Genomic DNA, 14,283 nt, shown 5'->3' on the forward strand with positions numbered 1-14,283 from the left:
CAGCGTGCGGAGTCGGGCGCGGTGCCACGCACGTACCTGCAGCATGCTCCCGGAATCGAGCCGGCAGACCGTCCAGCGGTGCTCGCGCTGTTCGTCGAGCGGCTGGTCGAGTACGGGGCCACCGTCCACCGGGTCCGGTCGGCGGACGTCGCGGCCGTGCTGGCCGCGGCCCTGCCCGACGGCAGCGCGGTGGTTCCGGGCGGCTTCCCCGCGCCCTGGCTGGCCGAGTGGACCGGCACCGTGATCGCCGACACCCCGCCGCTCCCGCCTGGCCGACTCGACACGGTGGATGCCGTCCTGACCACCTGTACGGCAGCCATCGCCGACTCGGGCACTCTCGTGCTGGACGGCGGCCCGGGCCAAGGCCGACGGGCCGCCACCCTCCTGCCGGACCTGCACCTCTGTGTCGTCCGTGCCGATCAGGTGGTCTCTTCGATTCCCGAGGTGATCGGAGAGCTGAACCCGCGCCGGCCCCTGACCTGGATCAGCGGACCGTCCGCCACGGCCGACATCGAGATGATCCGTGTGCAAGGCGTCCACGGCCCACGCCGGTTGACGGTCGTCCTGGTCGACGGGTAGCGAGGACAGCGGATTGGCCCCAGTGGATGTGAGCGCTAACCCCCACTGTCAGGTCCGGGCGATCCTCCGGACATACGATCCTCCGAAAAATAACGGCGAGGGCGGCAACCTTCTTGGCCCCGGCGGCAACCGAGCGGTGTAACACCGGCTCGATCGACCGAATGGATGGCCATGAAGGCAACGAAGCACGCCGCCCAGCGACCGTGGCACAGGCACGGGCCGGCCAGGGGCGTTCCCCTCGCGCTGCTGGTGGTCGGCGTCCTGGTCTGTCTGGTCGTGACGTTCCTGGTCGGGGGCGGAGGAGAACCCGGGCACCCCGCCGCCCTAGCGGCCGCCGGCACCGCCGCGCCGGGCGCGAGCGTCCCGCCCACCGCCGAGGCCGCGCCGTCGGCCAGCAGCGCGAGCGCGAGCGCGGACGCATCGCCCAGCGTCGCGAGCTCGGCACCGGCCTCGGTCACTGCCTCACCCGCGCCTTCGGCCGCACCCACACGCACGCCGGTGCCGGCGGCGTCGGCCGCGCCGACGGCCGCCGCGAGCGGCAGCGCGGGCGCGGCCCCCGCGGCGGCCACCCTGGCGGGACGGATCAAGCCCGGTGTCACCAACCAGGGCGTCGCCACCGCCTACGCCGCGGCTGACGGCAACGGCTCCTGCCTGTACGGCCCCTCCGACGACATGATGATCGCGGCGATGAACTACACCGACTACGAGTCGTCCAAGGCCTGCGGCGCCTACGTGTCGGTGCGCACCGCGAGCGGCGCCGCCATCACGGTGCGGATCGTCAACGACTGCCCGGCGCCCTGCGCGCCCGGCCAACTCGACCTCAGCCAGCAGGCGTTCGCCAAACTGGCCGACCTCTCGGTGGGCCGGCTCCCGATCACCTGGACGCTGCTGAGCCCCGATTCGGTGGGCACGGTCTCGATCCGGTACAAGACCGGGTCGAGCAAGTGGTGGTGCGGCATCCAGGTGATCGGCCACCGGAACCCGCTGGCGGAGCTGGAGGTCCGCGGGGCCGGCGGCTGGCAGCAGCTGCCGCGCTCCGACTTCAACTACTTCCTCTCCACGGACGGCACCGGCTGCGGCGGCGAGCTCAGGCTCACCGACATCTACGGCCAGCAGCTGACCCTGGACGGGATCACCGTGCAGCCGGACGTCGTGCAACCGACCGGGGTGCAGTTCGCCCGGCACTGACGTCCGGTCCCGTTTCCGGGCGCTGTTATGCTGCACCCCCTTGTTAACGCGCACATGTTTTCGACCTGTACTGATGAGAGGGCGACCGAGGAAGATGCTCCTCGATGACGCGTCGGTGGAGTTCCACGATTTCTTCGAACGCCACTACGCCGAACTGGCCCGCCTGGCCCACCTGCTGACCGGAGAGAGGGACGCGGCCGACGACCTCGCCGCCGATGCGCTGGTCGCCCTGTGGCAGCGCTGGGACCGGCTGCGCGGCGCCGACCACCCGTTGGCCTACGCTCGCGGGGTGGTGGCCAACATGGCGCGGGAGCGGATCCGCAGCGCGGTCCGCGAGAGACGCCGGATCACGCTGTTCTGGACCCGTGCCCCGGAACGGACGGACGGGCCGGACGTAGCGGCCGTACTGGACGTGCGTGCGGCGCTCGCCCGCCTGCCGTTCCGCAAGCGGGCCTGCGTGGTGCTGCGCCATGCCTTCGACTTGTCGGAGAAGGAAACCGCGGTGGCGCTCGGCATATCGGTCGGCACGGTGAAGAGCCAGACCTCGAAGGGAATGGCCGAGTTGGAAGGCACACTCGGCGCACGAGCGGTCGGCGAACTGATGGCAGGGAGGAGGAACCGGTGAACGAGGAGATCTCTCGGCGGCTGCACGAGGCCGCCCAGGCCCATCAGCCCGACCACGCCAGGATGCTGGCGAGGGTGCAGCGCGGCGTCGCCGGACCGGCCGTCCGCCACCGGGCGCGGCGCGGCCTGAGGTCCGTGCCCAGGGCCGCACTCGCAGGCCTCGTCGCCGGCGGCATTCTGGCGACGGGCGGCCTCGCGGTCGCCGCCATGGTCGCGACCTCCTCGTCCTCGGACACCGTCGTCGCGCCGGCCAGCCCCTCGCCGTCCCCGTCGGCTTCCACCGGCACGCCCGGTACGCCGCCGTCCCGGCCCACTCCCGTGCTGCCGGCGCCGGTCACCACGCCCAGCAGTCCGCGCCCGACACCGTCGGCCGCCGTCCAGGCGCAGAACGGGCCGCTGTGGTCGGCCGGTTCGGTGGATCCGCACAGTACGGTCTACTGGTCCCAGGAGAACCTGGTCCTGAAGACCACCCAGCCGCTCACCTCGCTCACGGTGGAACTGCGCTTCGCGCAGACCGGCGGCGTGCAGGACACCGGCGACTGGCGGACCCTGCCGACCGACGACTTCACCGTCACGGTCCAGCAGACCGGCGGCGCGCTGGTCTACCGCTGGGTGCTCAAGCCGGGCCGCACGGTGCCGGCCGGGGAGCACGAGTTCGCCGGTCAGTTCAACCACGCCACCGGGGTGCGCAGCGCCGCGGGCGACGCCTACCGGGTGGACGCGCTGGGGTCGGGCGGCTCCGCGTCGTCGGTCTGGGGAGGGTTCGCACCGGCGCAGTGAGGGGTCCGCTTCGGCTCAGGTCAGTTGTGGTCGACCACGACCATGGCGTGCCCGTCCAGGGCGGTCACCCGCACGTGGAGGTAGGTGCCGTCGTGCTCCCAGGGCAGGTCCCGTCCCTCGGGTTGCAGCCGCACGGACAGCGGCTCACCGTCCAACCGCAGCGAGACGGGGACGTCGACCAGCGGGAGGGGTCGTGGACGAGGTCGAGCGTGGGCGTCTCGCGGGCCGGGACGAAGCTGATCAGGTTCAGCGTCGTGCCCGTGGGGGTGCGCACGACGGTGGTCTCCAGGTGGACGGGGCCGCCGGCCCGGACGAGCGGGTCCGGCAGCAGGCGGTCCAGCGCGGCGCCGAGCAGGTGGCGGTACGCCTCCAGGCCGTGCTCGTGGAACGCCTCCAGCAGTGGGACGGTCACCGCGGCCACCCCGCCGCCGACGGCGACGGCGACCTCGTCGGTGAGGTCGGCCGGCGGCGTGTAGGAGTGGCCGCAGAACCGGTCCCAGCTGCGCGGGAAGTAGGGCGCCACCACCCGGGCGAGGACCTCGGCGCCGGCCGCCGCGCGAGCGGTCAGGCGGGAGCCGTAGCTGATCACCGGGAAGTCGGCCGGCACGCCCGGCACGCCCTCGCAGGCGAGGAAGGACTCGCCGACGGCCGCCGGCGCGAGCCCCTCGACGGGCAGGTCGGGCAGGGCCGGCTCGGTGCCGTTCTTCAGCAGGGCGGGCCCGATCAGCAGCACGGCTCCGCCGTTCTCGCGGTACTGCTGCAGGCGCACCGCCAGGGCGTCGTCCACCGGGGTCGACTCCGGGACCACCACGACCCGGTACCCCGTCAGGTCCGAGTCCGGCGGCAGCAGGTCGAACTGCGCGCGGAGGTGCTGCAGCGCCCGCACCGCACCGATGCCGCTCGCGCCCGGGTTGTCGCCCAGCGCGGGGTCCACCAGCACGGCGACCTCGCTGACCACCCGGCCCCCGTCGATGAACGGCTCGCACCGCTCGACGTGTCCGTAGACCGAGCCGATGAGCTCGTACACCGCGGGCGAGAGGGCGCCGCGCGGGTGCAGCACGTCGCCCACGCCGCGAGTCAGGCCGAGGCTCAGCATCTGGCTGCACTCGTAGTGCAGCGCGGCGCGGGGCTTGGGGGCGGCGTTGTCGCCCCAGCTCTCGTGGAACCGGCCGGTGTGGCTGAGCGTGGGAAGTCCCAACGGCCGCACGTAGCGGGCCACGTAGGGCAGGAAGGCATAGCCCCAGCCGCCGGTCGGCAGCCCCTCGATCTCGACGTGGCGGACGAACTGCCGCTCCTCGGACAGGCCCGCCTTCGGCCGGCTGTTGAACCAGACGCCCTGGGCGGCCTCCGGGGCACCGGGTGACTCGTCTGCGGGGCGGTCCGCGCCGCCCCGCGTGCCGCTCCCCGCAACGTTGACCAGCAGGTCGATGCCGCCCAGGAGTTCGGCGGCCCAGGCCACGCCGGCCCGGACCGAGTGGTCGTCCGCGAAGTCCGTGTGGACCCTGATCAGCGGCTCGGGGAGGTCCCGCGGGTCCGGGGCCAGGTAGGCGACACGGGCGCCGCCCGTCACCAGCAGCCGGGCCGTCGCCAGCCCGGTGCCGGCGGCTGCCGCGGTGACGACGGCGGTGCGGCCGGCGAACTCCGGCGCGCTCATGGCAGGTTCTCCGGGGTGATCATCTCGGCCACGGCTTCTCTCCCCGCGCTAGCCACATACATTGGATGTATGTATAGGCGGTGTAGCTCCAGGGGTCCAGGGGTGGAGCGCGAAACATTTGCAAAACTACAGATCACAGGCGTCAGTTGACGCGCTGACGGCATCGGGTCGTCGATGCGATCAATCCTGTTGCTTCCCAGACGTAGGACCACCTGTTAGGTTGTCGCTGTGTCACTGACCGATCAAGCGATCATGCGCATCCGCCGGCTGATCCGGGACGGGGACCTGCTCCCCGGGGCGAAGCTGCCTCCCGAACCGCAGCTCGCCGCTGGGCTCGGGCTCTCGCGCAACACCATGCGCGAGGCGGTCAAGGCGCTGGCCGTCGCACGGGTCCTGGAGATCCGACGCGGTGACGGGACCTATGTGACCAGCCTGGCGCCCGCTCTGCTGCTGGAGGGTCTCGGCGGCGCGGTCGAACTCCTGCGGGGGGACAGCATCCTGGAGCTCACGGAGGTGCGCAGGCTCTTCGAGCCGGTCGCCACCGGTCTGGCAGCGGGCCGGGCCACCGAGCAGGACCTCGCCGAGGTGGAGCGGCACCTGGCGGCGATGCGCGCCGCGCGGGACGACGTGGAACTGCTCAACCAGCACGACGCCGCCTTCCATGGGGCGGTGGTCCGGGCCACCGGCAACGAGACCCTGGCCTCGCTGCTGGAGCACATCTCGGGGCGCACCCTGCGGGCGAGGATCTGGCGCGGGCTGTCCGATGCCGGCGCGGCTGACCGGACCATCGACGAACACGAGGCCATCCACCGGGCCCTGGTCGCCGGCGACGCGGAACTCGCCCGGGCCGCCGCACTGTTGCACATCAGCAGCACCGAGCGCTGGCTGCGCGAGCACCTGGCCGAGGGTGCACCGGACGGCTGCCTGACCAGCGTTCCGCCCTTCTCTGCCCTGCCATCGACCGAGGAGTGATCGCGCGTGAGAATCGACGCGCACCACCACGTCTGGGACCTGACCAGACGACCGCAAGCCTGGCTGGACGCACCGGAGTCGGCGGCCATCCGGCGGGACTTCGGGACGGCCGACCTGGCGCCGCTGGCGAAGGTGGCGGGCATCGGGCGCACCGTGCTGGTGCAGGTGCTGCCGGATCTCGACGAGACCAGGGAGTTCCTCGCACTCGCCGCTGCCGAACCGCTGGTCGCCGGCGTGGTCGGCTGGGCGGACCTCACCGACCCCGCGATCGCCGACACCCTCACCGACCTGCGGCACGGCACAGGCGGTGAACTGCTGGTCGGCGTGCGGCACCTGGTCCAGGGCGAGGCCGACCCGGCCTGGCTCAACCGCCCCGACGTCCGTCGCGGCCTGCGCGCGGTGGGCGACGCCGGGCTCTGCTACGACCTGCTCACCCTGCCGCACCAACTCCCGGCCGCCATCGAGACGGTGCGCGCCCTGCCGGAGCAGCGCTTCGTCCTCGACCACCTCGCCAAGCCGCCGATCGCGCGCGGCGAGCTGGGGTCCTGGGCCGACCGGCTGCGCGAGCTCGCGCGCGAGCCCCACGTCTCCTGCAAGCTCTCCGGCCTGGTGACGGAAGCCGACCACAACCGCTGGACCGTCGCGGACCTGCGCCCGTACGCCGAGGTCGCGCTGGACGCCTTCGGACCCGAGCGGGTCATGTTCGGCTCCGACTGGCCGGTCTGCCTGCTGGCCGCATCGTACGGAGAAGTCGTCAGTGCCGCACAGAACTTGACGGGCCGTCTGGAGCCGCACGAGCGCGCGCAGGTCTTCGGTGGCACGGCGGCCCGGGTCTACCGGCTGGCGAAGACGTCTGAGGAGGACGCGGCGTGAAGGTCCGACTCGCCTACGGCACGACCGGCCTCGACATCGAGGTCGACCCTGCCCTCACCACCGTGGTGGAGCCGTTGCACCACGCCGGCGCCGCCGACGAGACGGCGGTGCTCCGCGCGGCGCTGCGCCGACCGGTGACCGGACGGCCGCTGCGCGAGCGGGGCAGGCCGGGCCAGACCGTGGCCATCTCGGCCTGCGACGGCACCCTCCCGCAGCCGCGCCACCTGATGATCCCGGCCGTCCTGGCCGAGCTCGACGGCATCGTCCGGCCTGAGGACGTGGTGATCCTGGTCGCCACCGGCACCCACCGGGGCAACGACCCGGACGAGCTGCGGCGGTGCCCGGCGACGACCGCCGGTACCGGCTCCAGGAAGCGGCCGGCGGACGCTACCGGCTCTCCTTCCCGCCGTCGGTGGCGACTGTCTGACGGCTCGTCAGAACACGGATCAGCTGGTCGAGGGCTGCCCGGACCGGTGATCGCGACCTGCCGTACTTTCAGGACACGGCGGCCGGGGCGCGCGGCCCCCGGGGCAGCGGCAGACGCCGGGGATGCCAGGATGGTGATCACCGCTGACACCTCTCCTGGAGCCGACCCTGAACACGTTCTTCGCCGAGGCCCTGTCGGTCAGCCTGCTGGTGGTGGTGCTGGTCTGCGCCGTGGTGCGGCCGTGGGGCTGGCCGGAGGCGGTGGTCGCCGTCCCGGCTGCCGTCCTGCTGGTCGCCACCGGTGCCATCTCGCCGGCCCACGCCGCGGCTGAGGCCGCGCGGCTCGGTCCGGTGATCGGCTTCCTCGCCGCCGTGCTGGTGCTCGCCGAGCTCTGCGACGGCGAGGGCCTCTTCCACGCCTGCGGGGCCTGGATGGCCCGGAGCGCCGTAGGACGTCCGCGTCGGCTGCTGGTGCAGGTGTTCGCGGTCGCCTCGGTGATCACGGCGGTGCTCAGCCTGGACGCCACGGTGGTGCTGCTCACGCCGGTGGTCTTCGCAACCGCCGCCCGGCTCGGGGCCCGCCCGAAGCCGCACCTGTACGCCTGCACCCACCTGTCGAACACCGCGTCACTCCTGTTGCCGGTCTCCAACCTGACCAACCTGCTGGCCTTCACAGCCAGCGGGCTCGGCTTCACCCGGTTCGCGGCGCTGATGGCCCTGCCGTGGCTCGTGGCCATCGGGGTCGAGTACGTGGTGCTGCGGCGGTTCTTCGCGGCCGATCTGGATGCGGGCGCACAGGCGCCGGCGGGCGGGGCGGCACCCGAGATGCCGCTGTTCGCCCTGCTCACCGTCGCCGGCACGCTGGCGGGCTTCGTCCTTGCCTCGGCGATCGGGATCGACCCGGCCTGGGCCGCGCTGGCCGGTGCCCTGACGCTCGCGGTGCGGGCCCTGACCCGGCGTCGAACCACGGTGACCGCCATCGGGCGGGCCGCCGCCGTACCGTTCCTCGCCTTCGTGCTGGCGCTCGGGATCGTGGTGCGCGCGGTGGTCGACAACGGGCTCGCCTCCGGGCTCGCGCACCTCGTGCCGCACGGCACCGCGCTGCCGGCGCTGCTCGGCACCGCCGCCCTGGCCGCCGTCCTGGCGAACGTGATCAACAACCTGCCCGCCACCCTCGTCCTGCTGCCGCTCGCCGCCCCAGCCGGACCCGGCGCGGTGCTCGCGGTGCTGCTGGGGGTCAACATCGGCCCCAACCTGACCTACGCCGGTTCTCTGGCCACCCTGCTCTGGCGGCGCATCGTTCACGAGCACGACACCGACGTCCCGCTCGGCGAGTTCACCCGGCTCGGACTGCTCGTCGTGCCGCCGGCGTTGGTGCTGGCTGTGGTAGCACTGTGGGGATCGCTGCAGATCGTCGGAGGGTGAGGCCGTGGCCGTCGTCGTGTGGATCGCGGAGGGCACCTGGCCCGCCTGCGTGGAAGCCGCCCGCGCGCACGCCGCTCAGGGCGCCGAGATCGTCCTGCTGCACGTCACCGGCACCGAGGTGCCCGGGGTGGCGCACGGTGCGTTCGCCGGTCTGCTCGGACGCGGGCATCCGAAGGGGCAGCACCAGGGCGGGGGTTGGGGGAGCGACCCGGGCACCCGCCTGGAGGACCTGGCCGCCGACTCCTCCCGGCAACTGCTCCAAGCCGCCGCCGAGCTGCTGGGACGGCCCTGTGTCCAGGTGGCGCGAACCGGCCGGATCGAGCGCGAGGTGGTGGCCGCCGCGGAAGGCGCCGACCTGCTCGTGCTCGCCCGGGACGGCGACCGCACCCACCTCGGGCCGCACAGCCTCGGCCCCGCAGGGCGCTTCGTGGTCGACCACGCCGCGTGCCCCGTTCTGCTGGTCTGGCCCGGAGCGGCCCCCGCCGACCCGCCCCCGCCCACTCCGCCACGGCACCGGTAGGGGAGACGGCCGTGGTGGCCGCCGACCCGTGTGATCATGGTGCCCATGTCGATCGCCGCAACCACGGTGGTGCTGCTCATCGCCGCGCTGCACGTGTACATCCTGGTCCTGGAGATGTTCCTGTGGACCGGCCCGAGGGCCCGGGCCGCCTTCGGGACCACGGCCGAGTTCGCCACCGCCACCAAGGCGCTCGCGGCCAACCAGGGCCTGTACAACGGCTTCCTCGCCGCCGGTCTGGTGTGGGGAGCGGTGGCCTCGGACCCGGTCGGTTTCCAGGCGAAGGTGTTCTTCCTGGTGTGCGTGGCGGTGGCCGGCGCGTACGGCGCGGCCACCGCCAGCCGGAAGATCCTCTTCGTCCAGACCGTTCCGGCGCTGATCGGGCTCGCCCTGGTGCTGGCGAGCCACTACTGACGCCGCGCCGTCAGGGCAGGACGACCAGCTTCCCGCGGGTGTGGCCGGTGCGGCTGGCGTCGAAGGCCTCGGCCGTGCGCTCCAGTGGGAAGGTCTGGGCGACCTCGACAGTCAGTGCTCCCCGGTCGACCGCCGCGGCGAGTTCGGCCAGCTTGGCGCCGTCAGGGCGGACCCAGATCCAGTGACCGCCGTGCTGCTCCACGCCCGGGTCGGCGACCGAGACGTGGCGGCCACCGTCGGCAAGGACCGTGAGCGTGGTCTCCAGCTGGCCGCCGACGAAGTCGGCCACGACTGTCACGCCGTCAGGCGCCAGCGCCCGCACCCGCTCGACCAGGCCCTCCCCGTAGCTCACCGGCTCGCCGCCCAGCTCGCGGATGAACGCGTGGTTGCGCTCCGAGGCGGTGCCGATCACCCGGGCGCCGCGGTCCGAGCCGAGCTGTACCGCCAGGCTGCCCACGCCGCCGGCCGCGCCGTGCACCAGCAGCACGTCACCGGACCCGACCCGGAGTTGGTCCAGGCTGCGCAGTGCGGTCAGGCCGGCCAGCGGCAGCCCGGCCGCCTGCGCCCAGTCGAGTGCGGCGGGCTTGCGCGCGACCGACGGCGCGGCGACCGCGACGTACTCGGCGAAGGTGCCGCCCTGCACCACGTCCTTGCGGGCGTAGGCCATCACCTCGTCCCCGGGGGCGAACTCGGGCGTGTCGGGGCCGGTCCGGGTCACCACGCCGGCCACGTCCCAGCCGGGGATGACGGGGAAGACAGTGTCCATCATGCCGTCCAGGCCGCCGGCCATGACCTTCCAGTCGACCGGGTTGACGGCCGCCGCGCGGACCTGGATCAGCACTTGCCCGGGGCCGACCTTGGGATCCGCCACCTCGCCGTAGCGCAGCCGCGAGTTGTCCGGGGCGTACGAGTCGTAGGTCACCGCGCGCATGAACCAACCCTCCAAGGTGCCGTTGTCTCTGGCGTGCCGTCTCCGCAAGGACGGGCGCCACCGGTCACGCTATGCCGCCGAGGGACGCCCGGCACAGTCGACAGGCCGTGAGGCCGTCGGGCCGTCAGAGCGGCCCGGAGCCCGACACCTCGGGGTCGTCCAGCCTGCGGCCGGTCTCTGACTCACGATCAACTTCCGCTATGTGTGGAGAAGTTCGCTCTTGACCGCGGTGTGCTCGATGTCGGTTCACGGCCCGATGGGCAGGACGGACGTGGGCTCGGTGGCCGCCAGGTGTTCCCCGGTGGGTGTCAGGTTCCCGGATGACGATCCGGCGGACCCGCGCCGACCCGTCCGGGTCAGCTGCTGAACACCTCCATCCCCCTATCTTCGCAGGGAATCCCGGCCTTCAGGCCGGGCGGGAATGCGATCTTTGGTCCGGAGCCGCGAAGCGGCGAAGTCGCTGCGAAGACTGGCGCAGCGTCAGGCCAGGCGTTGGGGTGGCCGCTGGGCCACAGCGCGAAGCCCTCGTGGTGACGGGTGGTCAGCACAACCTGGGCGGCACCGAGATCCTTGGCCAACTGCGCCCAGGCGGTGGGGTTGTAGGACTGGGACTGGGTGGCGAAAGAGGCGGCGTACTTCGCCCGGTAGGCAGTCGGCTGGGTCTGCGAGCCGAACATGTACCACTCGCCCTGGGCCGGCGCGGAGTAGACGCCCCAGTGGATGAACATGGCGAGCTTGTTGTCGCGCATCCACTGGATCTTGCTGTCCGGCTGCTGCCAGGCCCCCTGGTCCAACTGCGGGATGCGCAGCGGGACCAGGGGCAGCGGGTCCCCCTCGACCACTGCGGCCTCGACCACTGCGGCCTCGGCTACGGCGCCGCCGGGGCGGATGACGGTGGCGACGGTCGCAACTGCCAGACCGGTGAGCACACTTCTGCGGCTGATGGATCGTGACATGGATGCTCCGATTGCTCCTGGAACGCTCACGGTGGGAGGGGTGCCGTGGTTCAGGTACATGTATCGCGGCCGTTACGGCAGCGCGTCAAGACACTGGACGGCTATATGTCCGATGTATTTTGCCATCTGGAGTTGCCAGGTCCGGCTCGGCGGAGTCGAATCGACTGTCTTCGATGGCGGGGGGACATGAGTCTCCACTACGAGAATGCCCAGTTCGCAGGGGCTAATCTCGTGCTCGGTCACTGCTCGTGCGAGACTGCTCCGGTCGTTCCGGCAATTCGACGTCACGCACTGGGCCTGTTCGACGGGAGGCATATACATCGGATCGATCGCACTGGGAGCGGGCGGCGACCCGCTGCTGAACACGCCGGTGCGTTCCCGTGACCGAGGAGGCAACCCCCATGACCGTCGCCGCGACCAACTGGGCCGGGAACATCGTGTTCGGCGCCGAGCGGTTCCACGAACCTCGCTCCATCGCCGAGTTGCAGCGGATCGTCGTGGGCAGCCGGTCCCTGCGGGTACTCGGGACCGGGCACTCGTTCAACGCCGTCGCCGACACCACGGGCGACCTGGTGTCCGTTGCCGCCCTGCCCCGGGTGGTCGAGCTGGACGAGCGGGCCGGCGCGGTCACGGTGGGCGCCGGGATCCGGTACGGCGAGCTCGCCGAGGTGCTGGACCGGGCGGGGTGGGCGCTGCACAACCTCGGGTCGCTGCCGCACATCTCGGTCGCGGGCGCGTGCGCCACCGGGACGCACGGCTCGGGGGTCGGCAACGGCTCCCTCGCCACGGCGGTGCGGGCCGTCGAACTGGTCAGGGCGGACGGCACCTTGGTGACGATCGACCGCAGCGCCGCGGAGTTCCCCGGTTCGGTCGTTGCCCTGGGCGCCCTCGGCGTGGTCACCCGGCTGACCCTGGACGTGGTGCCGGCGTTCGAGGTCCGACAGTGGGTCTACGAGGGCCTGCCGACGGCCGTGCTGCGCGAACGGTTCGACGAGATCATGGCGGCGGCCTACAGCGTCAGCCTCTTCACGAGCTGGCGGACGGACCGGATCGACCAGCTCTGGCTCAAGCAGCGGGGCGGTCCCGACGCTCCCGCGACCTGGCACGGCGCGGTGCTCGCCGACGGCCCGCGCCATCCCGTGCCCGGGTGCCCGCCCGAGCCCTGCACACGGCAGCTGGGTGTCCCCGGCCGGTGGCACACCCGGCTGCCGCACTTCCGGCTGGACTTCACGCCCAGCAGCGGCGCCGAGCTGCAGTCCGAGTACTTCGTCGCCCGCACCGACGCCGTCCGCGCGTTCGACGCGCTGGACGCCGTCCGGGAACGGCTTACACCGGCCCTGCAGATCAGCGAGATCCGCACGGTGGCCGCGGACGCGCTGTGGCTCAGCCCCGCGTACGGACGCGATTCGGTCGCCTTCCACTTCACCTGGCTCCCCGACACGGTGGCCGTGGCGGACGCGGTCGAGGCGATCGAGGAGGCGCTGGCCCCGTTCGGCGCCCGGCCGCACTGGGGCAAGGTCTTCCGTACGGCGCCCGAGGTGATCCGGGAGTCGTACCCGCGCTGGGACGACTTCCGCAGGCTTCTGGGCGAGTTCGATCCGGCGGGCACGTTCCGCAACGACTTCGTCGCCAGGCACTTCCACGACGGGTTCTGACGCTCCGTCAAAGTGTCGGGAGAGGGGGTGGGAGTTGGAAGCGCACCGCCCGCTACGCCGCGCCAGGTCACCATCGCGCACCGTATAGGCGGCGTCAAGGGCATAGGAACCACCGCCGTCGACGGGCCGTCCTTGCCGGCGAACGAGCCGGATCCATGGTCACGCTGACATTTGCTCGGGCAGATACGCTTGCCAGGCGCGGGAGCGGTCGTGTCCCGATATCGAGGAGGGGAGCTGGGAGTGGGAGCAGCAGCCGACGGCACGGAGCAGCGCCAGGCGGTGATGGCGGATGTCGCGAAGCTGGCCGGGGTGTCCCACCAGACGGTGTCCCGAGTCCTCAACGGCGCGCCGCACGTGCGCCCCGACACCAGGGACCGGGTGCTCGCGGCGATCCGTGAGCTCGACTACCGGCCCAACTCCGCTGCCCGCGCCCTGGTCACCCGGCGCTCCCAGACGCTCGGCGTGGTCAGTTTCGACAGCACGCTGTACGGGCCCGCCTCGATGCTGGACGGCATCGAGCGGGCGGCCCGCAGCGCCGGGTACTTCGTCAGCGTCGCCAGCCTGCGCTCGCTGGACAGCCGCTCGGTCCAGGAGGCCGTTGACCGCCTGCGCGACCAGGGCGTCGAGGGGGTCGTGGTAATCGCGCCGCAGACCTCTGCGATCAGTGCGGTCGCCAAGCTGTCCAGTTCGGTGCCGGTGGTCGCGGTCGGCTCGGGCACCCAGGCCAGGGTGCCGCTGGTGTCGGTGGACAACCGGGCGGGCGCCGAGGCGGCCACCCGGCACCTGCTGGACCTCGGGCACCGCACGGTGCACCACCTGGCCGGGCCGATCGGCTGGATGGAGAGCGAGGACCGCCAGGACGGTTGGCGCCGCACCCTGGACGCCGCCGGTGCCGAGGTGCCGCCGGTCGAGAGCGGCGACTGGAGCGCGCGGTCCGGCTACGAGGCCGGACTGCGGATCGCGCAGACCGACGGCGTCAGTGCGGTGTTCTGCGCCAACGACCACATGGCGCTCGGCCTGCTCCGGGCCTTCCACGAGGCCGGCCGGTCGATCCCCCGCGACATCAGCGTGGTCGGGTTCGACGACATCCCCGAGGCGGCGTACTTCACCCCGCCGCTGACCACCGTGCGGCAGGACTTCGGGGAACTGGGTCGGCGGGCGCTCGAACTGCTCGTCGCCGAACTGGCGGGCGGGCGGGAGACCCCGGCGCCGGTGCGGATCTCGCCGGAGATGGTGCTGCGCCGCAGCACTGGGCCCGTCGCGCGCGACTGACCGGCCATCACCTGGCA

The 14,283-nt window shown here is 72.6% G+C and carries 15 protein-coding genes; 12 read left to right on the forward strand and 3 right to left on the reverse strand.

Annotated features, from left to right (window positions below; translation table 11 throughout):
- The first annotated feature begins 78 nt into the window (after positions 1–78).
- From P3T34_RS38295 to P3T34_RS38310, 4 genes are all read left to right on the forward strand, one after another.
- A complete protein-coding gene (locus P3T34_RS38295; RefSeq protein WP_348534737.1) occupies positions 79–579 on the forward strand; it encodes an LUD domain-containing protein in 501 nt (166 codons plus the stop codon).
- A 171-nt stretch (positions 580–750) separates the two neighbouring features.
- On the forward strand, positions 751–1,767 hold the full coding sequence (locus P3T34_RS38300; protein ID WP_280671240.1) for an expansin EXLX1 family cellulose-binding protein: 1,017 nt from the start codon (positions 751–753) through the stop codon (positions 1,765–1,767).
- A gap of 94 nt (positions 1,768–1,861) precedes the next feature.
- A complete protein-coding gene (locus P3T34_RS38305) occupies positions 1,862–2,392 on the forward strand; it encodes a SigE family RNA polymerase sigma factor (protein WP_280671242.1) in 531 nt (176 codons plus the stop codon).
- On the forward strand, positions 2,389–3,171 hold the full coding sequence (locus P3T34_RS38310; protein WP_280671244.1) for a hypothetical protein: 783 nt from the start codon (positions 2,389–2,391) through the stop codon (positions 3,169–3,171). Before P3T34_RS38305 ends, P3T34_RS38310 begins: the two co-directional genes overlap by 4 nt.
- Before the next feature lie 64 nt (positions 3,172–3,235).
- Here P3T34_RS38310 and P3T34_RS38315 read toward each other — a convergent pair whose 3' ends face one another.
- Complete coding sequence (locus P3T34_RS38315) at positions 3,236–4,825, reverse strand: SDR family NAD(P)-dependent oxidoreductase (RefSeq protein ID WP_280671246.1); 1,590 nt, start codon at positions 4,823–4,825, stop codon at positions 3,236–3,238.
- A 228-nt stretch (positions 4,826–5,053) separates the two neighbouring features.
- Here P3T34_RS38315 and P3T34_RS38320 point away from each other — a divergent pair, with 228 nt between their 5' ends.
- Genes P3T34_RS38320 through P3T34_RS38345 form a run of 6 tightly spaced genes read left to right on the forward strand, consistent with a single transcriptional unit; the run spans position 5,054 to position 9,452 of the window.
- Positions 5,054–5,797, forward strand: coding sequence for a FadR/GntR family transcriptional regulator (locus tag P3T34_RS38320; RefSeq protein ID WP_280671248.1), 744 nt, complete (start codon positions 5,054–5,056; stop codon positions 5,795–5,797).
- 6 nt (positions 5,798–5,803) lie between these two features.
- Positions 5,804–6,670 (forward strand): amidohydrolase family protein, encoded by an 867-nt coding sequence (locus P3T34_RS38325; protein WP_280671250.1) that lies wholly within the window; start codon positions 5,804–5,806, stop codon positions 6,668–6,670.
- Positions 6,667–7,428: a lactate racemase domain-containing protein gene (locus P3T34_RS38330; protein ID WP_280671252.1), complete on the forward strand. Its 762-nt coding sequence runs from the start codon at positions 6,667–6,669 to the stop codon at positions 7,426–7,428. The genes P3T34_RS38325 and P3T34_RS38330 overlap by 4 nt, the downstream gene beginning before the upstream one ends.
- On the forward strand, positions 7,310–8,521 hold the full coding sequence (locus tag P3T34_RS38335) for an SLC13 family permease (RefSeq protein ID WP_280671253.1): 1,212 nt from the start codon (positions 7,310–7,312) through the stop codon (positions 8,519–8,521). Before P3T34_RS38330 ends, P3T34_RS38335 begins: the two co-directional genes overlap by 119 nt.
- Before the next feature lie 4 nt (positions 8,522–8,525).
- A complete protein-coding gene (locus P3T34_RS38340) occupies positions 8,526–9,041 on the forward strand; it encodes a universal stress protein (protein WP_280671255.1) in 516 nt (171 codons plus the stop codon).
- Positions 9,042–9,086: 45 nt separating this feature from the next.
- Complete coding sequence (locus tag P3T34_RS38345; protein ID WP_280671256.1) at positions 9,087–9,452, forward strand: DUF1304 domain-containing protein; 366 nt, start codon at positions 9,087–9,089, stop codon at positions 9,450–9,452.
- Between the two features lie 10 nt (positions 9,453–9,462).
- On the opposite strand, the gene P3T34_RS38350 is transcribed toward P3T34_RS38345, so the two are convergent.
- Together P3T34_RS38350 and P3T34_RS38355 are read right to left on the reverse strand one after the other, a co-directional pair.
- Positions 9,463–10,383 carry an NADP-dependent oxidoreductase gene (locus tag P3T34_RS38350; RefSeq protein ID WP_280671258.1) on the reverse strand — a complete coding sequence of 307 codons (921 nt, stop codon included), beginning with the start codon at positions 10,381–10,383 and terminating at the stop codon, positions 9,463–9,465.
- 356 nt (positions 10,384–10,739) lie between these two features.
- Entirely contained in the window at positions 10,740–11,339 is a 600-nt protein-coding gene (locus P3T34_RS38355; protein WP_280671260.1) for an alpha-L-fucosidase, read from the reverse strand.
- A 401-nt stretch (positions 11,340–11,740) separates the two neighbouring features.
- Here P3T34_RS38355 and P3T34_RS38360 point away from each other — a divergent pair, with 401 nt between their 5' ends.
- Together P3T34_RS38360 and P3T34_RS38365 are read left to right on the forward strand one after the other, a co-directional pair.
- Positions 11,741–12,994 carry an FAD-binding protein gene (locus P3T34_RS38360; protein ID WP_280671262.1) on the forward strand — a complete coding sequence of 418 codons (1,254 nt, stop codon included), beginning with the start codon at positions 11,741–11,743 and terminating at the stop codon, positions 12,992–12,994.
- 282 nt (positions 12,995–13,276) lie between these two features.
- The gene (locus P3T34_RS38365; RefSeq protein ID WP_280672656.1) at positions 13,277–14,266 is read left to right on the forward strand and encodes a LacI family DNA-binding transcriptional regulator; all 990 of its coding nucleotides are present in this window, start codon (positions 13,277–13,279) and stop codon (positions 14,264–14,266) included.
- The last annotated feature ends 17 nt before the right edge of the window (positions 14,267–14,283 follow it).

This window comes from Kitasatospora sp. MAP12-44, from assembly GCF_029892095.1.
Taxonomy (GTDB): Bacteria; Actinomycetota; Actinomycetes; order Streptomycetales; family Streptomycetaceae; genus Kitasatospora.